The sequence below is a fragment of the Pedobacter frigoris genome, assembly GCF_005116445.1.
Classification (GTDB): domain Bacteria; phylum Bacteroidota; class Bacteroidia; order Sphingobacteriales; family Sphingobacteriaceae; genus Pedobacter; species Pedobacter frigoris.
Genome location: NZ_SWBQ01000003.1, coordinates 454864 through 481673, shown reverse-complemented (window position 1 = coordinate 481673; position 26810 = coordinate 454864). Strand labels below are relative to the sequence as shown.

Below are 26810 nucleotides of genomic sequence, written 5' to 3'. Positions count from 1 at the left end.
TGAGCCGATAGTTTAAATGCATTACAGCATATAAATAAAAAGAGAATGAAAGCACAATTTTTTTTCAAGAGAGCAGGATTATTATATAGCTACTAAGGTAGTAATTTTACTCCAACTTATCTATTTTGCGCTGGATTACCTGTCGCTCCGCAGGTGTCTTCGCAAGTGCATGAGATTTCTCAAAATAGGTTTTAGACTTACTTTTATCTATATTTTTATAAATTTCTCCCAGCAGCAGAAAATAGAAATGGTTATTCTCAAGTTTTAATTTTTTTCCTTCTTTTAGCGCAGCTGCTGCTCCGTTTGCTTTATACAATGCAAATGTCCTGTTGAGCGCAACAGCCGGAGAGTAACTGATGATTAAAAGCTGATTGTAGAGTTGTAAAATCTCTTCCCATTTCTCTGCCGTATCTTCTTTTATAGAATGGTGGTAAGCAATCTTAGCTTGTATGTGATAGGTGCTTAATTCCTCTCCTCTGGCAGAAAGATCCAGAAAATAAATGCCTTTACCAATCAATTCTGTATCCCAAAGGTATTCGTCCTGGTCCTCATATAAGATCAGTTCCCCTTCATTACTTTTTCGGGCATTAAAACGGGATGAATGGAAACACATCAGTGCAATTAGTGCATTTGTTTTAGGTAAATTGGTTTTTTCGTATTCAGTAAGCATTACGCCCAGACGTAGTGCCTCTATGCAAAGCTCTTTTCGGAGAATCTCATTCTGAGTTCTGGAATAATAACCTTCGCTAAAAAGGAGGTAGATGATATGAAGCACATTATCCAGGCGTTCTGCAATTTCATTTTCTGCAGGTAGTGTCAGTTGAATTTGCGATGTGCGTAATTTTTCTTTTGCCCTAAAGAGCCTTTTATTGATGGTTTCTTTGTTAGAGAGGAATGCCTCTGCGATTTCATCGATGCCAAAACCACAAAGAATGCGCAATGCAAGTCCTATTTGAGCTTCACTGGCTATTGCTGGGTTACAAATGGAAAAGAGCATCTGTAGCTGGCTATCCTTAATGTTTTGTTGTGAAAAGTTCAACTCATGAGGATTATCCTGTAATTCCTGGTTTGCGTTTATCTCAGGAATTACCTTGTTTTCAAAGATTTTATTTCTTCTGAAATAAGCTAGCGTCTTTTGCCTGGCGACAGTGTAAAGCCAGGCATTAGGATTTGCTGGTACCCCCTTTATTTGCCAGGTTTCCGTAGCGAGCAAAAATGTCTCACTTACTATATCTTCTGCTAATTCTATATGTTGCAGGCCAAATCGGTTACTGATTACAGCAACCATTTTAGAAAATTCCTGCTGAAATAAGTGTTTTAAAAAATCCTGTTCCATTCAAATAATTAAAGCAGCTGTCCGAAAGCTGCTTCTTTATTGTGTTTAAGCAAAAATGGGTCTTATTTCAACGCTGCCATCTGCTTCCAGGGCAGGGCAGCCATGTGCAAGTGTGGTTGCTTCATCTAAAGTATCAGCCGTAACCACAATAAAGCCCCCTAATCTTTCCCTGATCTCTACAAAAGGACCATCAGTAATAATGCCCCCTGGCTTAAGTACCTTGCCTGCCGGCTGTAAATGGGCACCATAATTTTTTAATTTTCCCTGTGCAGCTATACCGCCAATCCAATCATTCCATTTTTTATTTATGGTGACAATCTCTTCAGCAGACAGATTGCTTTGCTCAGAGCCGGCCTGACGGAAAACGAATACGAAGTCTTTCATTAGCATATAAATTTAATAATTGAAGTTATGAAATTTTATGCTGACCGACTGTATAACTGCCAGCAACAGTGCGAAAGGCAATATTGATGCGGTTATAGCTATTTATGGTTGTTATGGCCAATGTCAGGTCGATCAGTTCCTCTTCCGTAAACTGTTTACGGGCACGTTCATATACCTCATCAGCAACATTACCATCTCTTATCCTGGTTACTGCTTCTGCCCACTCCAATGCAGCACGTTCACGGTCAGTAAAAAGGGGAGCTTCTCTCCAGGCATTCAATACATAAAGACGCTGTTCTGTTTCTCCTATTGCACGCAAGTCTTTGGAGTGCATATCCAGACAGTAGGCGCAACCATTGATTTGCGATACCCTGAAATAAATCAAGTGCAAAAGTTTTTGTTCAATTGAAGCTTTCCCGAGATAGGCACCAATACCATACATTGCTCTCATTGCGTTCTGGCCTTTTTCAAAGGCATTAATTCTCTGTTCCATTTTGATTATTGTTTTATACTACAATAATGTTTGAGGAACAGGGAATTGGACACCAGACCTAAAATATACTTTAAAAAAATATAAGACTCTGATTGTCAGATAGAAATTTTTGCTGTTTCGGTTTTAGAACTTATATAAAATGATACAGGAATACGACTTCTCCTGTGTATGCTGGTTTGGGCTGATCTTTGATTACAAGGGTGGCTTCGATAATAACCTTAGTCACACCCCTTAAATTTGCAATTGAAGTAAGTTTAGCTTTTAGTTGAACATCATTATCTACCAGGACAGGTTGTCCGAATTTGAAATTTTCAATGCCATAGTTTATTTCCATTTTGATGTTGCGGACGTCTGCGATCTGCTTCCATAAATATGGGATTAATGATAAAGTCAGGTAGCCATGAGCGATGGTAGCTTTAAACGGGCCTTCATTTTCGGCCTTTTCCTTATCTACATGTATCCATTGATGATCTAGTGTAGCATCGGCAAATTTATTAATCTGTTCCTGATCTATTTTATGCCAATTAGAAACACCTAGTTCTTTGCCCAGGTGCGATTGGTACTCTTCGAAATTATTGATTACAAGCATATATTTATATATCGGTTAAGGACAATTTAGTACTATTTTATACGCAAAACTTCCTTTGCGCATCATAAGCATCAATTGTGCCAGATTACAATATGGCAATTTTTCATGGAATTAAAAGAAGTTTTTGATCTTAAATCTCCTTTTGGATTCAATGGGCAGGGTTTTAAAATGCTGGAAGGAATATCCGGACTGAAAAAATAGTGTACAAATTAAATTCGAAAAGATTATAGCGGTATGGCAGAAAATTAAGTAATTAGCGAAGCAATAAGCACATCCAAAAATTATGTTCCAAAAGATCGAATACGTTAAAAGAAGAACATTGCTTTCCACAACTCTGGGATCAGGCATTATTCTGTTTATGGGGAATACCGAAAGTCCTATAAATTTTTTACACAATACCTACCATTTCAGGCAGGATAGTACTTTTCTATATTATTTTGGTATACAACAATCTGAACTTGCTGCGGTAGTCGATATCGATAACGATAAAGTCATCGTTTTTGGTGACGAAATGAGCATAGATGATATTGTTTGGATGGGGCGTCAAAAGACGCTACAGGAAAAGGTTTATGATTCAGGACTTGCTGAAGTGCTTCCGCTGTCTGCACTTGAGCGTTATATTAAAACAGCTCAAACAAAGGGAACCACGATTCACTTTTTACCACCATACCGAGCTGAAAATGCCATTAGAGTTGCTGATCTGTTGGGGATTAATATACATAGCGTAAGTCGGGAGGCCTCAATACCTTTGATTAAAGCAGTGGTGGCCCAGCGGTCATTGAAGTCTGAGGCTGAAATTGTTGAACTAAATAAAGCGGCAGTTATTTCTGCAGATATGCATCTTTTAGCCATGAAGATTGCAAGACCTGGAATGAAAGAAAGCGAGATAGCGGCAGCCATACATCAGGTGGCATTGAGTCAGGGTGGAAATATTGCTTATCCAATTATTTTCACCATAAATGGGCAGATACTGCACAACCATTATCATGGAAATGTGCTTAAAGATGGTGATTTGGTGCTCAACGATTCTGGCGCTGAAACCGAATTGGGGTATGCAGGTGATTTAACACGTACGTTCCCCGCCGGAAAAACTTTTAGCAATGTCCAAAAAGATATTTATACAATTGTTCTCAATGCCTATCATAAAGCTGTTGGCGCGTTGCGCCCTTGTACGCGTTATTTAGATGTACATAAGATGGCCTGCCTTGAGCTGGCAGAAGGACTGAAAGCTATTGGTCTCATGAAAGGAGATATGGAGGAAGCTGTTCAGCGAGGTGCGCATGCATTATTCTTTCAATGCGGAACCGGTCATATGATGGGTCTGGATGTACATGATATGGAGGATCTTGGCGAGCAGTATGTCGGCTATAGTGACGTCTTGTTGAAGAATACAGAACAGTTTGGTCTTAAATCATTGCGTTTGGGTAAAGAGCTTGAAAAAGATTATGTGTTGACTGTCGAACCTGGTATCTATTTCATTCCGGAACTGATCGATAGATGGCACTCCGAAAGCAAATTTTCCGAATATATTAACTATGATCAGGTACACGAATACCGCTCATTTGGCGGCATTCGTGTAGAAGATGATTTTGTAATAACGGCAGATGGATCTGCAATGCTGGGAAAACACCTAGCTCTGTCAATAGAGGAAGTAGAGGCATTAAGGAATTATAGTTTGTAGATGTAAGATAACTTCTTCTATTTTATTGCTTTTGACCGGATCCAGTCCTTTTAATTTGATGGGAAGGGCAATACCTATTTCATAAATAGTCGATACGTAATCCCACTATTCAATCAACCAGTGGGTTGATAAATGTGGTCTAAATGGTGCAACATCCAGATCTCTGAAACAAATCATTTAAAGCGGTGTTGTTAGGAAATCACATATTAGGGCTGCTATAATTATTATTAACTATTCTTAAAAATATGACTTCAATAGACTGGAACAAATTCTTTATAGGTGAGGAGGATTGGGAGTTTCTTTTAGAAATATCCCTGCGTACCATACTGATGTATTTTATCATACTGATCGGTTTACGGCTCCTGGGAAAACGGGGTGTAAGGCAGCTTTCGGTTTTTGAACTCGTTGTGATCATCAGTTTGGGATCTGCAGCCGGTGATCCTATGTTCTATAAGGAAATCGGACTTCTATTCCCCATTGTCATATTCGGTATTATAGTAGGCGCTTATAGATTTACAACTTATCTGATGGCCAAGAGTACAAAGATCGACGATCTTGTCGAAGGTAAATGTGTCTATTTCATTATTGATGGCGAATTTTCGATAAAAGAATTTAATAAAGAAGGCCTCGCGCAGGATGAGTTCTTCTCAGAACTGAGGCAGCAAAGTGTTTCTCATCTTGGCCAGGTTGAGACTGCGATATTAGAGACTTCAGGTAATTTGAGTATATTTTTCTATCCGGATGAAATGGTGAGGTATGGATTGCCAATTATGCCAGCGCTGTTTGACAAGGCGAGTGAAGAGATTCTTGAAAAGGGAAAATATGCCTGTTCGCATTGCGGGAATATTTTGCAAATGAATCCGGTAAAATCACATCAATGCGATAAATGCGGTCATAAGAAATGGGTTAAAGCATTGAATAGTTGCAGAGTCCGATGATTTATTTATATCAAACAATTTAACTCCCTGATTTTATGGAAAACTTTACTATGTTGCAATTTTTTGAATGGTATTTCCCAGCCAATAGTAGTTTGTGGAACCATTTTAAAGATCAGGCTCCGCATCTGAAAGGTCTTGGGATAGATACCGTGTGGCTGCCTCCGGCACACAAAGGTACTGAGGGCGCTAGGTCAAGTGGATATGATGCTTATGATGTTTATGACCTTGGAGAATTTGATCAGAAAGGATCTGTAGCAACAAAATATGGCACGAAGGAAGAGTTGATCGCTGCAATAATAGTGGGCAAACAATCAGGGTTGCAGATTTACGCTGATATTGTTCTTAATCATATGGGCGGGGCAGACGAAAAAGAAACCATTATTGCCAGAAAAGTGAATCCTGAAAATCGGAATGAGTTCATCAGCGAAGCATATGAAATTGAGGCTTATACAAAATTTACATTTCCAGGGAGAAATGGAAAGTACTCTGAATTTGTTTGGGATTTTCAGTGTTTTTCAGGTGTTGACTATGATGATGGAACCGGAGAAACAGCAATTTTTAGCATACAGAATGAATATGGAGAAGGATGGCAGGATGTACCCGATAAAGAACATGGCAATTACGACTATTTGATGCTATCTGATATTGATTTTCGCAATCCCAACGTAATGGAGGAACTGAAGCGATGGGGGAAATGGTTTTATGAAACGACAGGAGTAAATGGATTCAGGCTGGATGCCATTAAACACATGCCACACTCGTTTTATAATGAATGGTTGGATTATATGCGCGGGGAATTTAAGCAGGAATTCTTTACTGTAGGGGAGTATTGGGCACCGTATGATCTTCAGTCAATGATTAAATATATTGAAGTCACCGGACGCAGAATGTCTCTTTTTGATGCACCGCTACAGGCAAATTTCCATGAAGCTTCCAAATTGGGGAGTGGGTTTAACTTAAGTGAGATCTTGAAAGGTAGTCTGGTATCAGTTTATCCTGATCTCGCCGTTACGCTAGTTGAAAACCATGATACCCAACCACTTCAGTCGTTGGAAAATCCTGTGGAAGCATGGTTTAGGCCATTGGCCTATGCGCTTATCTTGCTTAGGACAGGCGGATATCCCTGTGTATTTTATACCGACCTTTATGGTTCAGAATATACGGATGCAGGTAAAGACGGTCAGGATCATAATGTCACCCTCGAAAAAATGGCGGATATAGACGTTATGCTTCAGGTCAGAAAGCATTTTGCGTATGGAGAGCAGTTTGATTATTTTGATCATCCAAACTGTATTGGATGGACGCGGCAAGGTGACGAAGATCATGAAAACTCGGGTTGTGCAGTTTTGTTGTCCAACGGCGAAGCTGCTCAAAAAATAATGCACATGGGGCCGAAGTTTGCAGGGAAAATCTTGAAGAACGTTTTATGTAATGAGCAGGATGGAGTCAAGATAGATGACAATGGTTATGGAGAGTTTACTGTAAATGGAGGGAAAGTTTCGATTTGGGTTTTAGCAGAAAATTAGATTTTTTGTTAAAAAATTGGCCGAAATACCCGATCTTTCATGCTTTAATGTAAAACTGGGAACAACTAGTCAAAATCCTTAATAATAGAGCATGCTCGATTGTAAAAAACTTTCTGATGCGCAGCTTGTAGACCTTTTGAAAGAATCAAACTACAAAGCTTACGACGAGATTTACAATAGGTATCATTACCTGATGATCACGCATGCCTATAAAAAACTTAAGGACGAGGATCTTGCTCAGGATGTAATCCAGGAAGTGTTTGCCAATCTTTGGGTGAAAAGAGAGAGTGACCTTACAGCAGTGAACCTGGTCGGTTATTTGTATACCTGTACCCGAAATAAAATACTGGATATCTTTGGCCATCAGAAAATCGAATCAAAGTACATTTCATCTTTTAGTGATTTTACGCTCAATAATGGTGTTGAAAATACAGATCACCTGGTAAGGGAAAAAGAGTTCAAGGCTTATATAGAAAAGGAAATTCAGGCTCTGCCTAAGAAAATGCGACAGATATTTGAGATGAGCAGAAAAGAGCATTATTCTCATAAGGAGATTGCAGAAATATTGAATACATCGGAATATAATGTTTCGAAACAAATAACAAATGCGCTGAAGATACTAAGAGCGAGATTAGGGATATATCTGTTTATAGTCTTAATACTGAATTATTTATCCTCCAAATAAATTATTTACTTAAAATCTTCCTGTTGGTCTATGGTTATCCGTTTTAGATTTAATTAACCCTCACTGATAATGCAAAAAGAAGAAGCAAAGCAATTATTATTAAGGTATGGCGCCGGAAATTGCAGTGAAGCCGAAAAGGCTTTGGTGGAGCGCTACTACGTGCTGTATAATGAGTCTGAGCCAGCTCTTTCGGAAGACAGAGTTGAGGAGCTTGGAAGACGGATTTATGCAAAACTTCCAAAATACGACGATCAAACAGCTGTAAGAAAGCTATGGCCGGCGTATTGGGTGGCTGCAGCTATTATAGTCGTATTAGGTATAGGTGTTGTATTCTATAAATTACAACAAAATGTAACGATTCCGGCTGATCAGGTAGTTAGTGCTTATGCAAATAAAGCTGTTCTGAAACTCGCGAGTGGGAAGGTTATCAATCTTTCGGATGCTGAAAACGGTGTGCTGGCTAGTGAATCAGGACTCGAAATTACAAAAATAAAAGATGGTGAAATTCTATATAAAATAACTGATGAGAAGTCTGGTATAGCATCTGTAGGTTATAATACTATTTCTACGCCTAAAGGCGGACAATATCAGATCTCTTTGTCGGATGGCTCAAAAGTATGGCTCAACGCCGCCTCCTCCCTCACATATCCCTCGACTTTCCCTTTATCCAAAGCCCGGAAAGTTACGTTGAGCGGCGAAGCCTACTTTGAAATTACCCGATTGAACGACAACAATCATGAGCCGGCTAAAGTGCCATTTGCTGTTGTAACGAAAGGGCAGGAAGTAGAAGTACTCGGTACTCATTTTAATGTCAGTGCTTATGGGGATGATCTTAACGTAAAAACCACCTTACTGGAAGGTGTAGTGAGAGTAGTGCCATCGCGGGATTCAGGTAAGACTTTAAGTAAAGATGGCATCGTACTACAGCCCAACCAGCAAGCGGTATTGACCGGTCATACTTTGGAAGTTAAAGAAATTGATCCAGATGAGGCAGTGGCATGGAAGAATGGTGAATTTATGTTCAGAAATGAACCTCTGGAAAATATCATGCGTGAAGTGGCCAGATGGTATGATATTGAAGTCGTTTATGAAAATAAACTCGTTGGTAAAGAGCTTTTTGGAGGTACGATTTCCAGATTTGGGAAGGTGTCTGAAGTATTGACAATGCTTGAATTAACAGGGGACGTACATTTTAAAATTGAAGGAAGAAAGGTTTTTGTGACGAAATAAGCAATTTAATAGCTAAATTGTGCTTATATGCGTTTGACCTTTTTTACCATGCTTTTGGGTTTGTTGCTGTTTGGGATGACAGCAAATGCTCAAAAAATTAATTATGTGCAAAAAGATGTATCACTGGTTCGCCTTTTTAAAGAAATAAAAAGGCAAACTGGCTTTAGTGTGGTTTGGAATGAGAAAAGGCTGGATGCCAATGCGTTGATTAATGCAAATTTCCAAAATGCTGACCTCCTAACGGTAATGGACAATGTCCTCAATAAGTATCCTCTGACTTATATTATTGCCAATAAAACCATCATTATAAAAGAAAAAGATCCTGTCACGGCAGAAAAAACTGTTGCAGGTAGTCTCATTGGCGTCAATGGTCTGGTGGTAAACGAGTTGGGGAATCCATTGGAAGGCGCTAACGTTCAGTTGAAAGGAACTGATCGGATGACTGTAACAGATGATGAAGGTAGGTTTTACCTCAGAAATGTTGAAAAAGATGCTGCACTTCTGGTGTCTTTTATGGGGTATAAAATCCAGGAAATAAAAGCTGTTGCGGATGCGGGAAGAATTCAACTCTTGCCAAGGGTGGATGAACTCAGAGAAGTTGAGATAGTAAATACAGGATATCAGAAAGTTCCGAAGGAGCGCGCTACGGGGAGTTTTGTGCAGATAGATACTGCACAGCTGAATCGCAGGGTGAGCACCGATATTTTAAGCCGGCTGGAAGGAATTACCAGTGGACTGTTGTTCAATAAGAACACCTTGAGCAGTAATTCAGGGAACCTGGATCTGTCTATTCGTGGTAGAAGTACTATTTATGCCAACGACCAGCCGCTGATCATTTTAGATAATTTTCCTTTTAATGGTGATTTTAATTCCATTAATCCGAATGATGTGGCGAGCATCAACGTGTTGAAAGACGCCGCTGCGGCTTCTATATGGGGTGTAAGGGCTGGAAATGGGGTGATTGTGATCATGACGAAGAAAGGAAAATATGGACAGGCTCTGAATTTGGGTTTCAATAGTAACTTGACGGTTTCGGGCAAGCCAGATCTGTCTTACAATCCGAATTATTTATCGTCTAAGGATTTCATTGATATAGAGACTTTCCTGTTTAACAATGGAAAGTACGATGTAGCACTAAACGATAAGGTAAATTATCCTGTGGTTTCGCAAGCAGTGCAGATATTGAATAGGCAGAGGCAAGGGCAATCGGCTGCTGAAACTGAAAAGCAGCTGGACGCACTGAGAGGTAATGATATTCGTAATGAAGAGTTAAAGTACTTTTACAGAAAGCCAGTTACGCAACAGTATTTTTTAAATGCCAGTAAAGGCACTGATAAATCCAGTCATTATCTATCCACAGGTTATGACAAATCTTTGTACAGTTTGGTAAATAATGAGAATAACCGATATACTATAAATACGCAGCATAGTGTGAAATTGCTGAAGAATCTGGAACTAAGCGCAGGCTTAAATTATATACGGAATAAGAGGATAGTTGATAGCACGATAGTTGGTACTTTATCCAGTTCAAACTTTACCCCGTATTATCAGTTTAAAGATGCGAATGGAAATCCGACTATTTTTGAAAGAAGTTACAGAGCGGAGTTTAGTGACCTGGCAAAAAGTAACGGTTTTTTGGACTGGAACTATGTTCCTTTGGATGAATTGAGTTTGCCGCCAACCAGTATGAAAGGAAATGACTTGCGCCTCAATGCTGGTTTGAAATATACCATTGTCCCAGGTTTAAGCGCGGAGTTGAAGTATCAATACCAAAAGATTATTAATAGTTCGGAGTTGATCAGTGGATTAGAGGCTCTTTTAACGAGGAGTTTAGTTAACCAATACTCAATTGTAACTGCTGGAAAAGTAATCGGATACAATATCCCTGTAGGTGCCATTCAATATCAGGCTACTGCAGAAGCAAAGGCCCAGAATTTCAGGGCGCAGTTCAATTATGAAAAGGAATGGGAGAAACACGGCGTTTCTGCGATTGCAGGCTATGAGCTTTCTGAATTTGATACCCAGGCTTATAAACACACCCGTTATGGTTATGATGCAGCAACAGGTAATTCAGTAGATGTGGATACGGTTAGTAATTTTAATCTTAATCCATCTGGCAGCGGTAAGATCAATGCTAGTACAGATCTTTTTGGTAGGCTGGACCGCATCCGTTCTGCCTTTGCAAATGTGGCTTATACTTATGATTATAAATATACTGTATCGGGCAGCGCCAGGATGGATGGCTCGAATTACTTTGGGGTGAAGACCAACCAGAAAAATGTGCCACTTTGGTCAGTAGGAGCTTTGTGGCACCTGGACAGGGAAGGTTTTTACAAATCGGAATGGCTACCGGTTTTGAAGCTGAGGGCAACTTACGGTTTTAACGGAAACCTGGACAAGAACAATACAGGGATTACTACATTTAAGTATAATGCATTAAATGCATTATACACGAATATGCAATATGCTGATATTTTGAATATTGGCAATCCGGAGCTAAGATGGGAAAAGATAGGCATTGCTAATTTTGGACTGGACTTTGGTTTGAAGAACCAGGTTCTTAGCGGAAGAATAGAATATTTTTTCAAAAAAGGTATAGATATGCTTGGGGATAAGTCCTTTCCATCTAGTACAGGATTAAGGATTTTAAGAGGAAATTACTCTGAAATGAAATCTAATGGCTTTGACATTACTCTGAACTCAAAGAATTTGGATAATAAATTGAAGTGGCAGACTAATTTCTTATTTTCTTCGGTTCATGATAAGGTTACACTTTATGATGTGGTGGAACCGAATAATGTTTATTACGTTGGGTATTATAACGCGAGTCCAGTATTGGAAAGGCCAGTTTACGGAATTTATAGTTATAAATGGGCAGGATTGGATCCTTTAAGTGGAGATCCTAGAGGATATGTAAATGGTCAGATTAGCACAGACTATGCGAGTATAGTGAATAAAACTAAACCGGAAGATCTGGAATATAATGGTGCAGCAAGACCTACTGTTTTTGGCGCCTTAAACAATACCTTTTCTTATTGTAAATTTACTTTGGGAATTAACATCAACTATAAAATGGGTTATTATTTTAGAAAGCCATCCGTTGACTATTTTCGTCTGTATGATAAAGCTTTGAGCAGAACTATGCATAGAGATTTTGTTGAGCGCTGGCAAAAACCAGGAGATGAAAACATAACAAGTGTCCCGTCGATGGGTAACTATAATGATGACAGTAGTAGAGACAGGTTTTATAATGGTTCTTCTGCAACCGTATTGAAGGGTGACCATATCCGTTTGCAGGACGTCAGTTTAAGCTATGATTTTGATGTAAGTAATTGGAAAAATATACCACTGAAACAATTTCAATTGTATATTTATGCCAATAACCTGGGTATGCTTTGGAAAGCAAACGGTGCTGGTTTAGATCCGGATTTGGTTCCTAATGCTGGTGAACGGTTATTGAATCCATTACCGAGGAGTTTTTCTTTTGGTTTGAAGACCAGTTTTTAAATAAAAGTGTAAATTATGCAGATAGGTTTAAACCGCATTTTAGGTTCTTTATTACTTTTATTGATCCTGCAATCCTGTGGAAAGGAATGGCTGGAAGCAAAACCAGATAAGTCACTAGTCGTTCCAGAAACCATAAAGGACTATCAATCTTTGTTAGATAATGCGGGATTATTTAATGCTGTTCAGGCTTGTGGTTTAGGTGAAATGGGGGCTGGGGATTTTTACGTTACAGATGCCAACTGGCAAAATGTTTCAACAGCTCAGGAAAGATCGGCCTATACTTGGGCTCCTACTTCAGGTTTTTATGGTGATGATATCAGTTTGGACTGGGGAAATGCTTATAAACGAGTACTGAATGCTAATGTGGTACTTACCGGTATTGAGAAAATAAAGATATTAGAATATGAACAACAGGATTGGAACAATGTGAAAGGAAGTGCGTTGTTTTTTAGGGCTTTTGATTTCTTCAACCTGGCCCAGGAATACTGTGTAGCTTATAATTCTACTTCTGCAAATGTAGATTTAGGTTTGCCACTAAGGTTGGATTATGATGTGAATATTAAACTGAAACGCAGTAGCCTTCAGCAAACTTACGATCGAATCGTTGCTGATTTGGAGGCAGCTGCTGGCCTTCTCGGTACAAAACCGCTATTTAAAACCAGACCATCTAAAGAAGCTGCCTATGCTTTATTGGCAAGAACTTATCTTTCAATGGAGAATTATGAAAGGGCCGGTCATTATGCCAATCTAGCCTTGCAAATTCAGGCTGAGCTGGTAGATTACAGTAAGTTGAATGCGAATGCTTCTTTTCCGATAGCAAGGTTCAATGCAGAAGTCATTTTTCACAGCACCTTTTATTATGGTATTTTTAATCCTTCTCGCATGAATGTAGTACCTGAGTTGTTTAATGAATACGTTGCAGCTGATTGTCGAAAAACCGTATTTTTTGGTCCAACAGGTTTAAATTTTAAGGGCAGTTATAATGGAGATAGAAGTCTGTTTGGAGGCTTAGCTACAAATGAAATGTACCTGATTCGTGCAGAAGCAAATGCGAGGGCAAATATATTGACAGCTGCGTTAACTGATCTTAATACTTTGAGACGGAATAGATGGAAAGGGATTTACACAGATTTGAATAGCACTGATCAGAGTGTTGTATTAGATTATGTTGTAAAGGAGCGAAGAAGGGAATTGTTGTTCAGGGGAGTCCGATGGTCAGATTTGAGAAGGTTAAATAAGTACAGCAAGTTTGCTGTGACTTTAAGCAGGACAATAAACGGAACAACCTACACTTTGCAGCCAAATGATAAAAGATATGTGTTTCCTATTGATGAAGAAGAAATTCACTTGAGTGGAAGTGAGCAGAACGAACGTTAAATAAAAAAGGCTACACACGTAGCCTTTTTTATTATGCAGTGATATTATAAGTCAGCATGACCACTATATACAGAACCAGTCTGGAAAGTAACTCCGCTGATTGGTAGTGCGTCTCCATCTGTCGGCGGCAAGTGAGTTCCTATATCCCATTGGGCTGAACAGGTATTGCCCCCCGGTGCGCACATGTCTCCTGAGTAATATTCATAGCCACGTGGATCATTTGCATTCGGATAGGACATATTTACCTTGTAATAAATGAGTACTGATCTTTTTTTAACCGTCGTGAATGCGCTGAAGCCAAATGCCAGGCCTGCCATTAAAATTCCTAATGCTACTTTTTTAATCTTGTTCATAATTGTGTTTTTTGTTTATTAATCCCCTTGCCGTATTTTTTTAGGCTACAGCATTTACCTGTTTTACATGTAAAATCTTTATTTCTTGTTTATGTTAATTCCTATAATACCCAAGGCTAAGAAGCCCAGATTAAACCAGATGTGTTGTTGCCAGGTCATCTTGCTAATTACACCTCCACAATGGCAGGGCAACTCACTTCCTGAAAAGACCATGTACATCAGGTAAGTAGTAAAGGCAAGCATGAGTATGAGAGATGCCCATAAGCCAGTTTTTCTTATGGTCGGGAAGATTAGTACAAGGCTGATGGCGATTTCAATGATAGGTATCGCCCATGCAACCAATAAACTATAACTCCCGATCAGTGGAGACTTAGCCAGCGTACTTGCAAATGATTTTATCGTCAATAGTTTGCTGGCTGCGGTGTACATAAAGAGTACTATGAATAAGTAAACCACAGTGTCAAAAATAATCTCCTTATTTTTTGTAGAGAGCTGAAAATGAATCTGTTTAATTGATGTTGTTCCCATGTCTTACATTTTTAGTGTTTTTGATTAATTCAAAGTTGCACTAGATTTTTGTTAAATAAAATGAACGATTCTGCCAAAAGATCTATCTGAGTTGTTGGCAGGATTGTATACCTAGAAGTACATATAAAACATTATTTTTGGTGCGGTCTACCTGGCTTGGTGGCATGCCAAAATGCTTCTTGAATGCCTTGCTGAAATAGTGCGGATCCTGATAGCCATTTTGTTTGGCTATTTCATAAATGGGTTTCTTTGTCTCGATCATCTGATGCATGCTGGCTTTCATCCTCGTCTTTATTACATGTTCATGGAGCGGGATCCCAAAAGCAAGTTTTGCGATCCTGGCTAAATTCCTTTCTGATACCATAAATCTCGAAGCCAGTTTGGGTAAGTCCTGTGCAATCTCTGTAGCAAAATGCTCTTCGATAAATTTTGCTATATCTTCCGCTTTCTGTTGATGATAGGTCTTCGTAGTCTTCTTAGAAATTAACTTGCTGTAGTATTTATTGAAGGTGTCATTTATAAAAACGTGGATGTCTGCATCAAGATCCAGGTGACTCGTCTTTTGATCCAGTTTACCAAGTGTTTTAAAAATGCTGCTTGATAATCCCGAGTGAGGTAGACTGAAGTATTGATCTGGTGCGTTTTGAAAATGAGTGATCAATGGCTGCATTTCCGGCAATCTTTTGCACTTTCTCATGGTCCAGTCGATACTAAAAGTGAGAATCAGGATAGCATGGTCACCCCGCGGTATATTCTTTTTGTAATCGCCTGGCGGACTGTAGCAGAGATGACTGCCCTGGGCTGTCACGAACATCAGGAATGAAGGTTCGCTGACAGAGAAGTTGATGACCGAGTCGGAGGTTAATGAATATTCAAAAAGTTCTATGTTTGCGAGGTAATGCGCAATAGACTGAATGAGGATGTTCCCTTCGTTGATTTTAATCCTGTTTGCATCGGCCCATTTTAATGGCAGTTTGCAGAAATGTGGAAGGCAATCAAAAGCCGTAGCTTCTGCTTTAGCAGAAACTAAATCAAGTTTGATGTTTGAGTACATTGTTAAAGCCCCTATAGTTTTTAAAATCCCTTTAATGTAGGATAGGTTTATGGGCTTTAAACGAGAACTTTAATATGAATATTTATTTAAATCTTACTTAAAAATGCTTTTTCTTAAAAACAAGGTAAAAAAAATCCGGTATTCATAAGAATGCCGGATTTAAATGTTGAGTTAACTCATCTTATGCTTGTTTTTCTTCTAACCATTTTCTGGCATTTACAAATGCTTCCATCCATGGTGATACTTCATCTTTACGTCCCTGAGGATAGTTTGCCCAATGCCATTGGAACAATGAACGTTCTATGTGTGGCATCATTACCAGGTGACGGCCAGACTCATCGCACATCATAGCAGTGTTATAGTCAGATCCGTTAGGACTGGCTGGATAGCTCTCATAAGCATATTTAGCTACAATGCGATATTTGTCCTCAGCATATGGCAATTGGAATCTTCCCTCACCATGTGAAACCCAAACTCCCAGCGTGCTTCCTGCAAGTGTTGAAAGCATTACAGAATTGTTTTCCTGTAAAGTAAGCGAAGTGAAAATACTTTCGTGCTTATGACTTTGGTTATGAAGCATTTTTGGTTTTACTTCATGATCTTTGTTGATCAATCCCAGCTCTACAAATAACTGACACCCATTACATACCCCAACTGAGAGTGTGTCCGGACGGTTAAAGAAATTCTCCAGAGCGATTCTGGCTTTTTCATTGTACATAAAAGCACCGGCCCAGCCTTTAGCAGAACCTAAAACATCTGAATTAGAAAAGCCACCAACAGCACCAATAAATTGAATGTCTTCCAGTGTTTCTCTGCCAGAGATGAGGTCAGTCATGTGCACATCCTTTACGTCGAAGCCTGCCAGATACATGGCATTTGCCAGCTCGCGTTCAGAGTTACTTCCTTTTTCACGGATGATTGCGGCTTTAAGTCTTGGTTTACTGTTGTCAATAATCGGTTTTTTACCATCAAACTGAGTTGGGAAAGTGTAGTTTAATACATGATTCTTATAGTTTTCAAAACGTTCTTTGGCTTTTACAGGACCACTTTGTTTGATGTCAAGCAAGTAAGAAGTTTTGAACCATATGTCACGTTGTTCGTCGATGTTTAAATTATAGCTGATATCGTTGTGTACGATACTTAATGTAGGGTCTGAAGTCACATGACCTAAGTGATGGAAAATGATGCCATTTGATGTTAATACGTCTTCCACATCCTTGCCTGCCTGAAAGACAATACCAATGTTTTCTGCATAGAGCGCTTTCATCAGATCAGGTTCCCCTAAAGAAGACAACTTGATGAATGCCCCCAGATTGCGGTCGGCGAAACACATTTCCAATAGTGTAGTGATTAAACCACCGCTTCCGATATCATGACCCGCAGTGATTTTTTCTGCTTTGATCAATTCCTGGATCACATTGAATGTCTTTTTAAACTGCGCTGCATCCTTCACGTCAGGAGTTTCAGAACCAACTTTGTTCATTACCTGTGCCAGGGATGATCCCCCTAATTTATAACTGTCATTAGACAGGTTAATGTAATAGATATCTCCGCCATCTTTTTGTAATACCGGCTCTACAACCTTGGTAATGTCGTCACAGTTTCCTGCGGCAGATATGATTACAGTTCCCGGCGCAATTACATCCCCATCTTTATATTTTTGTTTCATTGACAGGGAGTCTTTTCCCGTCGGGATGTTGATTCCCAGTTCGATTGCGAAATCTGAACACGCTTTTACAGCTGCGTACAGTCTTGCATCTTCACCTTCATTTTTACATGCCCACATCCAGTTCGCAGAAAGTGAAACACTTTTTAATCCATCTTTTAAAGGAGCCCAAAGTATATTTGATAAAGACTCTGCGATGGCAATGCGGCTACCTGCTGCCGGATCAATCAGCGCAGAAACTGGAGCATGCCCTATTGAAGTAGCAATACCCTCTTTTCCCTGAAAATCCAGTGCCATTACACCACAATTGTTTAGCGGCAATTGTAAAGGACCTACACATTGCTGTTTAGCCACGCGTCCGCCTACACAACGGTCAACCTTATTGGTCAGCCAGTCTTTACACGCAACAGCTTCCAGTTGTAAAACTTGTGATAAATAACTAAATACAGTACTTTCATTGTTGTCATAAACCAGCGGCGCATAATTTTGCGTAATGGTTTTATCTTCCATTACCACTTTAGGAGAACTGCCAAACATATCTTTCAATTCAAGATCCATGGGCTTCACACCTGTAGTAGCAGATTCAAAAGTGAAACGGTGATCGCCTGTAACGGTACCTACAGTATACATAGGTGATCGCTCGCGGTCGGCAATTTTCTGAAGTGTATCTATATCTTTTTGGCCAATCACCAGACCCATACGTTCCTGTGATTCATTGCCTATAATTTCTTTTGATGAAAGGGTAGGGTCTCCTACAGGAAGTTTATCCAGGTCAATTTTTCCACCGGTTTCTTCAACGAGTTCTGAAAGACAGTTTAAGTGACCACCAGCACCATGATCATGTATAGAAATGATCGGGTTGTGATCAGACTCCACCATTCCTCTTACTGCGTTTGCAGCTCTTTTCTGCATTTCAGGATTAGAACGTTGTACTGCGTTCAACTCAATCCCGGTGCCCAGAGCACCTGTGTCGGCAGATGAAACTGCTGCACCACCCATACCGATTCTGTAGTTTTCGCCACCCAGGATTACAATTTTATCACCTTCAGCAGGTTTGTGCTTTTGAGCCTGACTGGCTTTGCCGTATCCGACACCACCGGCAAGCATAATTACTTTATCGAAACCAAGTTTACGTGAATTCTCTTCATGTTCAAAAGTCAGTACAGAACCAGTGATCAATGGCTGTCCGAATTTGTTTCCGAAATCAGTCGCTCCATTGGAAGCTTTGATCAGGATGTCCATTGGAGTTTGGTATAACCATTGTCTTTCTTCTACACCTTTTTCCCAGGGACGGTTTTCTTCAAGACGTGATAAAGCTGTCATGTAAACTGCCGTACCAGCCAGAGGTAGTGAACCTTGTCCACCAGCCAGCCTGTCTCTGATCTCGCCACCAGAACCGGTAGCAGCACCGTTAAATGGCTCTACTGTAGTAGGGAAGTTATGTGTTTCAGCTTTTATTGATATGACTGATTCAAAATCACTTAGCGTATAGTAGTCAGGTACATCTGCGCGTTTTGGTGCAAACTGCTGAACTTTAGGGCCTTTGATAAAGGCAACATTGTCTTTATAAGCAGAAACAATATCATTAGGATTTTCTTCAGAAGTTTTTCTGATCAGTTTAAACAGAGAGGTAGGTTGCTCAACACCGTCGATCACAAATTTGCCATTGAAGATCTTATGACGGCAATGCTCTGAGTTTACCTGAGAGAAGCCAAATACTTCTGAGTCTGTAAGTGGTCTTCCTAATCTGTCTGCAAGGGAATTCAGATAATCAACCTCTTCATCACTTAAAGAGAGGCCTTCCTGTTTATTGTATGCTGCGATATCTGTAACCTGAAGAATTGGCTCAGGTTTGATGTTTATAGTATATATACTTTGATTTAGTGCTTCGTACTTTTGTGAAAGCATTGGGTCATAGCCAGAGAAATCTGCTTCAACTTTGTTGAATTCTTCAATACGGATGATACCCTGTATATCCATGTTTTGGGTGATCTCCACTGCATTTGTACTCCATGGTGTTACCATTGCTGCACGAGGCCCAACAAAAAAATCAGTTAATGTTGTTTCTTGTTGTAGTTTCGCGCCGCCAAACAGCCATTCTAGTTTTGTAATATCAGTTGAGGATAGTTCTCGTTCTATTTGTAAAGCGAAAACCGTATTGGATGGGCTTAAGAAGAAATAAATCATGCTTTTTTTTTGAAGATGCAAATTTAGTGTTAAAATTTTAAAACACCGACGTTAGTATGCAATATATCAGCGCTTTTTTAACTTTGTCGGAATCTGATAGATATGGGAAGCGTTTTTAAGTTCAAACAGTTTGAAGTAGATCAGGACGGTTGCGCCATGAAAATCAATACCGACGGTGTGATACTTGGTGCTACAGCCGTGCATAATAGTCCCAAAAGGTTATTAGATATAGGTACAGGAACAGGGGTAATTGCCATGATGCTTGCCCAGCGTTTTCCTGATGCTTTTATTGATGCTGTAGAAATAGACGAGTCAGCAGCTATAGCCGCAACCCGTAATTTTGAAGCGTCGGCGTTCAATACGCGTTCGGTTGTTTACCATTCAGATATCAATTCTTATGTCACTACTTCGAGGTATGACCTGATTGTTTCCAATCCGCCTTATTTTGTAAATGACTTAAAAAATACTGAGCAAAGAAAGACCATTGCCAGGCATGCAGATGAAACTTTTTTTGAGGCATTGCTGGCTAAAGTGGCAATGCTCCTGAACGAAGATGGAAGTTTTTGGATGATTTTGCCGGTAAAACAAGCAGATTTTATAGTCGAAAAGTCTTTAGAATATCACCTTGCTTTACATCGGCAGATTAATATTTGTTCAGATGAACGCAAGCCGGTGATCAGAAAAGTAGTTTGTTTAGGTAAAGCAGCGAATGAAAAAGCACAGGTGGTTGCCGAGACTTTTTATATCTATGAAAAGGAAGGTGTTTATACAGATGCCTATAAGGCATTGCTGAAAGATTTCTTCCTCGCTTTTTAGTCCTGATACCTATCTTTATGTATAGCTTTGCTGTATAAAATATTTAAAATTGATCAATATAGGCTTACTTTCTGATACGCATGGATTTTTAGATGATGCGATTTTTAGACATTTCGATGATTGTGATGAGATCTGGCATGCTGGTGACTTTGGTCCGGATGTCGCTGAGCGGCTTGCTGATTTTAAACCTCTAAAAGGGGTTTACGGAAATATCGATGGCAAAGAAATCAGGAATGTGTATCCAGAACACCTAAGATTCAACTGCGAGCAGCTGGATGTATGGATGACCCACATTGGCGGTTATCCAGGAAAGTATGCACCACAGGTAAAGGGTGAAATATACACTAAGCCTCCAAAATTATTCATCTGCGGACATTCACATATTTTAAAGGTGATGTACGATAAAAAAATTGATTGTTTGCATATAAATCCAGGTGCTGCCGGAAATTCAGGCTGGCATCGGGTGAAGACACTAATTAAATTTTGTGTTTCAGATGAAAAAATACATAACTTAGCCGCCATAGAAATAGGTAATAGATAACGTATAAAATACACTAAGTATATGTCGGGCATCAAAACATTAGGTCAGTTTATCATCGAAAAGCAGGCTGATTTCCCTTACGCCAAAGGAGAGCTTTCAAGATTATTAAGAGATATAGGCATAGCAGCCAAAATTGTAAACCGTGAGGTGAATAAGGCAGGCCTTGTAGATATCTTAGGAGCAGCAGGGACTATCAATATACAAGGTGAGGGTCAGCAGAAATTAGATGTGTTTGCGAATACGCAGTTTATCAGCGCTTTGACAAGCGGGGGAGAGTGTTGTGTGGTAGCTACCGAAGAAGAAGACGACCTTGTGCAGATTGACTCTCCGGTTTCAAAAAATGCCAAATACATCGTGTGTATAGATCCTTTGGATGGTTCATCAAATATAGATTGCAATGTAGCTATCGGTACTATCTTCTCTATTTACCGGAGAAAATCGACAAACGGAGAAGCAACTTTGAATGATGTGCTACAAAAAGGAACCCAACAGGTAGCTGCGGGTTATGTGATCTATGGCTCGTCGACGATGATGGTTTACACCACAGGTAAAGGGGTGAATGGCTTTACGCTTGATCCTTCCATCGGAGAGTTTTGTTTGTCGCACCCCAACATGAGATTGCCTGAGCATGGAAGTATCTATTCAATTAATGAAGGAAATTATGTTCATTTCCCTGAAGGGGTAAAAAAATACCTGAAGTATGCACAGGTAGAAGACAAAGAGACAAACCGCCCTTATACATCCAGATATATTGGTTCTATGGTGGCTGACATTCATAGAAACCTGATTAAAGGGGGGATTTATATTTATCCTACAACATCCGCTTCACCAAAAGGTAAACTGAGATTGCTTTATGAATGTAATCCGATGGCTTTTATTGTTGAGCAGGCAGGTGGTGTTGCTTCAGATGGTTTCAACAGAATATTGGATATAGAGCCTACAGAATTACATCAGCGGACGGCAATATTTATTGGATCAGAGCAAATGGTGAGGACTGCAGAGCAGTTGATGGCTGAATTTTCTCCTGAAAAAAATGTAAAAGCTGTTTCTGAAATTGCAACAGATCAAAAACTGGAGCAGTTAGGTGTAGTAGGTGGGATAGATTAATTAAAGCAGAGAAGGTTTATTCTTTTCTGCTTCAAACTGAGCATCAATGCCTAATGCGGCGCGGTTTTTAGAAGCGGCTACAGCAAGCTGATCACAACGTTCGTTCTCAGGATGATTGTTGTGCCCTTTTACCCAGACAAATTTCACATGATGCTGTTTGTATATATTTAGAAACAGCATCCAAAGGTCTTTATTCTTTTTACCTTTAAATCCGGTTTTCAGCCAGCCAAATACCCATTTTTTTTCTACAGAATCAATTACATACTTGGAATCAGAGAAGATGGTTACTTCCTGCCCCGGAGTTTTTAAAGCATTCAAACCAACGATAACAGCCAGTAGCTCCATGCGGTTATTGGTGGTCATCCTAAAGCCTGCGCTCAACTCTTTATAGTGCGAACCAGAGCGTAAAATTACACCATATCCACCTGGTCCAGGATTTCCGCTTGCTGCTCCGTCAGTATAAATTTCAATCATAATCTTTAACAAATCTAGGTTTTTAAGCTATAAAAGCAACTTTTGTAAGCGTATTTGTTGAATGGCTAAAATTAAATAGGCTGAAATTTAGGTGATTAAAAGAAATTGTTAATCAAAGTTTAAAATTATTTGAATAAAATATTTTTAATCGTACTTTTGTAGCGTTGAAAAACACATGGTGGTTTTAGCTCAGTTGGTTAGAGCATCGGTTTGTGGTACCGAGGGTCGTGGGTTCGAGCCCCATATTCCACCCTACTAAAATTCAACTTAGAAGCCTATTGCGGATAACACCGGAATAGGCTTCTTGCTTTTTACGAATAAGCGTAAGTTCATTGTACTAAATGTACTTTCACAGAAATATATAAGTGATTGGTTTACAATATCTCAAATACGATAATGTAATGCTACTTCGCCATTGGATATTGTATTTGTTTCTATAAGATGAAGCTTTTTCTTTTTGCCTGGAGTTGAAAACAGCGGAACTCCCGACCTGAAGAAGACGGGATTTATAAAGATCCAATATTCATCAATTAGATGTAAATCTGTAAGCAACTGACCAACTGCTGGACTTCCGAAAATGATGATGTCTTTTCCAGGTCCGCTCTTCATCTTTTGGATCGTCTCTGGTACATCACTGCTGATTACTATTGTATTTTCTATGTTTAAACTTTCCTGTGATTTAGAAAGCATAATCTTTGTTGCACTGTCATACCATTTGGCGAACTGGACTTCAGCTTGTGAAGAGTTTACATCGTCCTTTGCAATGGGCCAATAATCATTGAACATTTCATACGTAGTTCTTCCAAACAAAGCGGAATCAGAGCTTTTTATCAGCTCATTGACGAATTCAAGATGTTCACCTGCATTTTCGAACCAGTCCAGATTTCCGTTTGGTCCCGCAACAAAGCCGTCTATTGAGGTGTGTACAATTTGGATTATTTTTCTCATAGTTGACTATTTTTAATTAAAGATATAACTTTATTAAACACACGTGTCTGTTAAGTACAAGTCGTATGTATACTCTTCGCTTATCGACTAATCTCTGATACGGGACAAAATATAGAATCATAAATTTAAATTACTGGAAGAAAAAGCCAAGGGGATCCATTTATAAGGAGCTAAAGCAGATTATAATAACGAAACCAATTTTGTGAAGTTTACAGAGCAACTATTTGTTGAAAAACTGAATGCAAAAAGTAGATCACATTGGCAGCTAAAAACCGCAGAAAAGCTTCTTAAACAAAAGTGGTTTAACATTAATGAAATAGCCGAAAGACTGGACTTTACTGATGCAAGCCACTTTAACAGAATTTTCAAGAAGTACAATGGGAAAAGTCCATCGGCATTTTGATGCATAAATTTTCCGATATTGTTCCTAATTTGAAATTACAAGTAACTATCCATTAGGAAAAGCAATAAACGAATATGGTTATTTTTCGTATGCATTTAATTAAGCGAGTTTAACAGCACTAAAATGCAGCGCTTCGCTTAAATGATCTTACAAGAATAATTTGACAAGGGTAGATGAAAAAACTAAAAATTACAACAAATAATAATGGTTACCATGCCTTTAGGGTCCCTGTTTCTTCTGCCTATCAGCAAGTATTTACTCATTTTTATTTTGCAGAAAATAATACGTGCGAGACCATCACGAAAACCTTGTTGCCATCTTACCAAACCGTCCTGATTTTTAGTTTTGGAGTTGTCCCGTCATTCAATTCGGGGCAAAATACGCAAATAGAAGTAGAAAAATGTCTTATAATTGGTCCCATTAAGCATGCGTTTGAATACACTCTGCCTCCTGGTGCTGAGATATTGACAGTCAATTTTAAGGATGATGCGTTCTACCGTTTCTTTGGACACGCTACTATTGCCGAACATGTGCCCATCAATCCTGACGAACTGCTTAACGAAGACTGTTTTACGGTTTTGTGGCATGAACTAAATAAACTAGACAACACAGAAGACAGAGTAAATTATATCCTTAAATTTAGTGATCGTTACCTTATCTACCGAGATAAAGTTGCCGAACAATTGGCTAATTTTATCCAGAAATCTTTAAATCCCATTAAAGCTGTTGCTGACCTAAACAATCAAACGGAAAGGAATATCCAACTTAACCATAAAAAACATTTCGGTTATTCGGCGAAAGAGCTTTGCCGTTACCAGCGGTTTTTAAAGGCGATCGAGCTTATTGAAATTCTTATCACAAGTGCTTCCAAGATAGATTGGTTTGAAATCATTAGCGAATGCGGTTATTACGACCAAAGCCAACTGATCCACGATTTTAAACATTACATCAACCTCAGTCCCTCCAAATACCTCAAATTTCAACAAGATATTTGTAATCCGATGAGTTGATTTCGTTTTCTTACAATTATAGCCTGTAGCGGTATTTTACTTTTGTTTCATCAAATCAATAAAAAATAAAACGATGAAACAATTAATCATTTATGCCCATCCCAATCCCAACAGTTTAAACAGCCAATTTAAGGATACGCTTACAAAACATCTTGAATTGATGGGCAGCGAAGTAGTAGTTAGAGACTTATATCAGCTAGATTTTAATCCGGTACTTTCATTGGATGATATGGCTGGTCAGCGGGCTGGAATAGTATCAGATGATGTAAAGCAAGAACAGGAGTTTATCTCTTGGGCAGATTGCATCACCTTTATACATCCCATTTGGTGGACGGGCTTACCTGCAATGATGAAAGGCTACATAGACCGTGTTTTTAGCTATGGCTTTGCATACCGCTATGATAATGGCGTACATAAAGGTTTACTTGTAGGCAAACAAGTCATCATCATTAACACACATGGAAAATCCAATGCTGAATATGGGGCCATTGGAATGGATACTGCGCTTATCCTCACTTCCGATAAGGGGATTTATAGCTATTCAGGCTTGGAAATTAAAAAACATTTTTTCTTTGATGGGGCAGACAGACCAAATCCTGAAAGCATTGAACATTGGAAAGCACAAATCATATCATCATATAAAAACTAAAAAAGAAATATTATGGAAATTTTAATTTAAGTTGAAGAGTTGACCATGTTTCTGGGATGAATTTATCTGTTCTCACGAATGAATCTAAGATGGTAAGAGGGTGTCCGAAAAGATACGTTCGTCACACTGAAATAAATTCAGCATCCCGACAGCATTAAATTGACCTTTTCAGACACCCTCTTTTTGAAATAATTCTTATTTACTGAGCTCCTGTACCTTATTATAAAGTGTTTCGGCACGAAGATTAGTCGCAACAATTTTGCCACTGCTATCTACCAAAACGTTCTGTGGAATTGCACGTACGTTATATAATGCTGCAGCAGGTTCTTTCCATCCCTTTAAGCTAGAAACATGATGCCATGGCATACCATCTTTTTCGATCGCATCCTTCCATTTCTTTTCATCATCATCAAGCGAAACACTCAGCACAGTAAACCCTTTATCTTTGAATGCGTTGAAAGTTTTTACAACATAAGGATTTTCTTTTCTGCATGGTCCGCACCAGCTTGCCCAAAAATCTACCAGTGTATATTTGTTTTTAGAGATGATCTCTTTCAAACTGAGTTGTTTACCATCAGGCGTAGTAGAAACAAAGTCGATATAGGCCTCGCCGGTCAACTTACCTTTTGTAGCCATTAGTCTTTTCCCCAGTTGTAAACCAAGCGGCGTTGTTTTGATTGACTCAGTCAACCCTGAATAATAGGGGTATGTGGTTTCATAATTGGCTAAGGCGCCCGGTGCATTTTTATTCAGGTAATAAAGCGAAACGTAGGAATCAGGATTGTCTTTTACATATTGATGGATAGTTTTTCGCTTTAAATTAGAATAGGCATCCAATCCTGACATTACTTTTGTTAAGTAAGCTTTCTTCTCTTCGCCTTCTGGCATCTTTTTCCAGGCGGCTATTGCATTAAAAAATTTATCATCTTCTGGTCGAAGCAGTTTAGCCAATTGTTCATGTTCGACAGCTAGTTTTGTTCCGCTGATGTTAGAATGGTGAATTGAATCTTTCGCTGACATACGGATTGTTCCCTCAGACAGGAACAGGTCAATTCTGTCGCCATCTTCACGACCACCGAGGCTTATGATTGCCACAGTAGGGGTGCTTACGTTTCCGGTCAGTTTGAATGTTCCCTTTTTTATTAGGGCGCTATCTGCTTTCTTCGTGTTTTCATTTTCATAAAATAGCTTGATAAATCTGCCGTCAAGTTTTCGGTTTACATTACCCTCAACTGTAAATGTTTGGGATTGGGAAAATCCTGCTAAAGACACAAAGGAAAGTGTCAGTATTATTTTTATTGATTTTAAGTTCATATTTCCTGAGTTCA

General features: G+C 39.1%; 24 protein-coding genes and 1 tRNA gene. 14 read left to right on the top strand and 11 right to left on the bottom strand.

The genetic code is table 11. The features are described from left to right. Positions 1 to 106: 106 nt before the first annotated feature. From FA047_RS12885 to FA047_RS12870, 4 genes are all read right to left on the bottom strand, one after another. Complete coding sequence (locus tag FA047_RS12885) at positions 107 to 1336, bottom strand: RNA polymerase sigma factor (RefSeq protein ID WP_136836471.1); 1230 nt, start codon at positions 1334 to 1336, stop codon at positions 107 to 109. 45 nt (positions 1337 to 1381) lie between these two features. Then, positions 1382 to 1720, bottom strand: coding sequence for a YciI family protein (locus FA047_RS12880; RefSeq protein ID WP_136836470.1), 339 nt, complete (start codon positions 1718 to 1720; stop codon positions 1382 to 1384). 25 nt (positions 1721 to 1745) lie between these two features. Continuing rightward, the gene (locus FA047_RS12875) at positions 1746 to 2213 is read right to left on the bottom strand and encodes a carboxymuconolactone decarboxylase family protein (RefSeq protein ID WP_136836469.1); all 468 of its coding nucleotides are present in this window, start codon (positions 2211 to 2213) and stop codon (positions 1746 to 1748) included. A 130-nt stretch (positions 2214 to 2343) separates the two neighbouring features. Continuing rightward, the gene (locus FA047_RS12870) at positions 2344 to 2802 is read right to left on the bottom strand and encodes a MaoC family dehydratase (protein WP_136836468.1); all 459 of its coding nucleotides are present in this window, start codon (positions 2800 to 2802) and stop codon (positions 2344 to 2346) included. Between the two features lie 283 nt (positions 2803 to 3085). Here FA047_RS12870 and FA047_RS12865 point away from each other — a divergent pair, with 283 nt between their 5' ends. From FA047_RS12865 to FA047_RS12835, 7 genes are all read left to right on the top strand, one after another. Beyond that, positions 3086 to 4483 (top strand): aminopeptidase P family protein, encoded by a 1398-nt coding sequence (locus FA047_RS12865; protein ID WP_136836467.1) that lies wholly within the window; start codon positions 3086 to 3088, stop codon positions 4481 to 4483. A gap of 245 nt (positions 4484 to 4728) precedes the next feature. Beyond that, positions 4729 to 5421, top strand: coding sequence for a DUF421 domain-containing protein (locus FA047_RS12860; RefSeq protein ID WP_136836466.1), 693 nt, complete (start codon positions 4729 to 4731; stop codon positions 5419 to 5421). Between the two features lie 35 nt (positions 5422 to 5456). Further along, positions 5457 to 6947, top strand: a complete 1491-nt coding sequence (locus tag FA047_RS12855) for an alpha-amylase (protein WP_136836465.1) — start codon at positions 5457 to 5459, stop codon at positions 6945 to 6947. Positions 6948 to 7038: 91 nt separating this feature from the next. Continuing rightward, positions 7039 to 7632 (top strand): RNA polymerase sigma factor, encoded by a 594-nt coding sequence (locus FA047_RS12850; protein ID WP_136836464.1) that lies wholly within the window; start codon positions 7039 to 7041, stop codon positions 7630 to 7632. Positions 7633 to 7701: 69 nt separating this feature from the next. Then, positions 7702 to 8862, top strand: a complete 1161-nt coding sequence (locus FA047_RS12845) for a FecR family protein (RefSeq protein ID WP_136836463.1) — start codon at positions 7702 to 7704, stop codon at positions 8860 to 8862. Between the two features lie 27 nt (positions 8863 to 8889). Continuing rightward, entirely contained in the window at positions 8890 to 12369 is a 3480-nt protein-coding gene (locus FA047_RS12840) for a SusC/RagA family TonB-linked outer membrane protein (RefSeq protein ID WP_136836462.1), read from the top strand. Positions 12370 to 12384: 15 nt separating this feature from the next. Then, positions 12385 to 13746: a RagB/SusD family nutrient uptake outer membrane protein gene (locus FA047_RS12835; protein WP_136836461.1), complete on the top strand. Its 1362-nt coding sequence runs from the start codon at positions 12385 to 12387 to the stop codon at positions 13744 to 13746. A 44-nt stretch (positions 13747 to 13790) separates the two neighbouring features. Here FA047_RS12835 and FA047_RS12830 read toward each other — a convergent pair whose 3' ends face one another. The 4 genes from FA047_RS12830 to purL form a co-directional block, all read right to left on the bottom strand. Beyond that, the gene (locus FA047_RS12830; RefSeq protein ID WP_136836460.1) at positions 13791 to 14099 is read right to left on the bottom strand and encodes a hypothetical protein; all 309 of its coding nucleotides are present in this window, start codon (positions 14097 to 14099) and stop codon (positions 13791 to 13793) included. Between the two features lie 78 nt (positions 14100 to 14177). Then, positions 14178 to 14627 carry a MauE/DoxX family redox-associated membrane protein gene (locus FA047_RS12825; RefSeq protein WP_136836459.1) on the bottom strand — a complete coding sequence of 150 codons (450 nt, stop codon included), beginning with the start codon at positions 14625 to 14627 and terminating at the stop codon, positions 14178 to 14180. A gap of 82 nt (positions 14628 to 14709) precedes the next feature. Next, the gene (locus FA047_RS12820; RefSeq protein ID WP_136836458.1) at positions 14710 to 15681 is read right to left on the bottom strand and encodes a helix-turn-helix transcriptional regulator; all 972 of its coding nucleotides are present in this window, start codon (positions 15679 to 15681) and stop codon (positions 14710 to 14712) included. A gap of 181 nt (positions 15682 to 15862) precedes the next feature. Further along, complete coding sequence (gene purL, locus FA047_RS12815) at positions 15863 to 19534, bottom strand: phosphoribosylformylglycinamidine synthase (RefSeq protein ID WP_136836457.1); 3672 nt, start codon at positions 19532 to 19534, stop codon at positions 15863 to 15865. A 102-nt stretch (positions 19535 to 19636) separates the two neighbouring features. On the opposite strand from purL, the gene FA047_RS12810 reads away from it, so the two are divergent. From FA047_RS12810 to fbp, 3 genes are read left to right on the top strand one after another with little or no spacing between them, the layout of a single operon-like run. Beyond that, positions 19637 to 20350 (top strand): tRNA1(Val) (adenine(37)-N6)-methyltransferase, encoded by a 714-nt coding sequence (locus FA047_RS12810; protein ID WP_136836456.1) that lies wholly within the window; start codon positions 19637 to 19639, stop codon positions 20348 to 20350. Positions 20351 to 20399: 49 nt separating this feature from the next. Next, the gene (locus FA047_RS12805; protein WP_136836455.1) at positions 20400 to 20891 is read left to right on the top strand and encodes a metallophosphoesterase family protein; all 492 of its coding nucleotides are present in this window, start codon (positions 20400 to 20402) and stop codon (positions 20889 to 20891) included. 21 nt (positions 20892 to 20912) lie between these two features. Beyond that, positions 20913 to 21998 (top strand): class 1 fructose-bisphosphatase, encoded by a 1086-nt coding sequence (fbp, locus tag FA047_RS12800; RefSeq protein WP_136836454.1) that lies wholly within the window; start codon positions 20913 to 20915, stop codon positions 21996 to 21998. On the opposite strand, the gene rnhA is transcribed toward fbp, so the two are convergent. After that, positions 21999 to 22472 (bottom strand): ribonuclease HI, encoded by a 474-nt coding sequence (gene rnhA / locus FA047_RS12795; protein WP_136836453.1) that lies wholly within the window; start codon positions 22470 to 22472, stop codon positions 21999 to 22001. Positions 22473 to 22649: 177 nt separating this feature from the next. Between rnhA and FA047_RS12790 the strand changes: the two genes are divergently transcribed. Further along, a tRNA-His gene (locus FA047_RS12790) sits at positions 22650 to 22725 on the top strand. Positions 22726 to 22856: 131 nt separating this feature from the next. On the opposite strand, the gene FA047_RS12785 is transcribed toward FA047_RS12790, so the two are convergent. Further along, complete coding sequence (locus FA047_RS12785) at positions 22857 to 23420, bottom strand: dihydrofolate reductase family protein (RefSeq protein ID WP_136836452.1); 564 nt, start codon at positions 23418 to 23420, stop codon at positions 22857 to 22859. A gap of 202 nt (positions 23421 to 23622) precedes the next feature. On the opposite strand from FA047_RS12785, the gene FA047_RS12780 reads away from it, so the two are divergent. The 3 genes from FA047_RS12780 (at position 23623) to FA047_RS12770 (ending at position 25482) form a co-directional block, all read left to right on the top strand. Further along, positions 23623 to 23823 carry a helix-turn-helix domain-containing protein gene (locus FA047_RS12780; protein ID WP_136836451.1) on the top strand — a complete coding sequence of 67 codons (201 nt, stop codon included), beginning with the start codon at positions 23623 to 23625 and terminating at the stop codon, positions 23821 to 23823. Between the two features lie 173 nt (positions 23824 to 23996). Next, entirely contained in the window at positions 23997 to 24833 is an 837-nt protein-coding gene (locus tag FA047_RS12775; protein WP_136836450.1) for a helix-turn-helix domain-containing protein, read from the top strand. Between the two features lie 73 nt (positions 24834 to 24906). Next, positions 24907 to 25482, top strand: coding sequence for an NAD(P)H-dependent oxidoreductase (locus FA047_RS12770; RefSeq protein ID WP_136836449.1), 576 nt, complete (start codon positions 24907 to 24909; stop codon positions 25480 to 25482). A gap of 195 nt (positions 25483 to 25677) precedes the next feature. On the opposite strand, the gene FA047_RS12765 is transcribed toward FA047_RS12770, so the two are convergent. Then, complete coding sequence (locus FA047_RS12765) at positions 25678 to 26796, bottom strand: TlpA disulfide reductase family protein (RefSeq protein WP_136836448.1); 1119 nt, start codon at positions 26794 to 26796, stop codon at positions 25678 to 25680. Between the last annotated feature and the right edge of the window lie 14 nt (positions 26797 to 26810).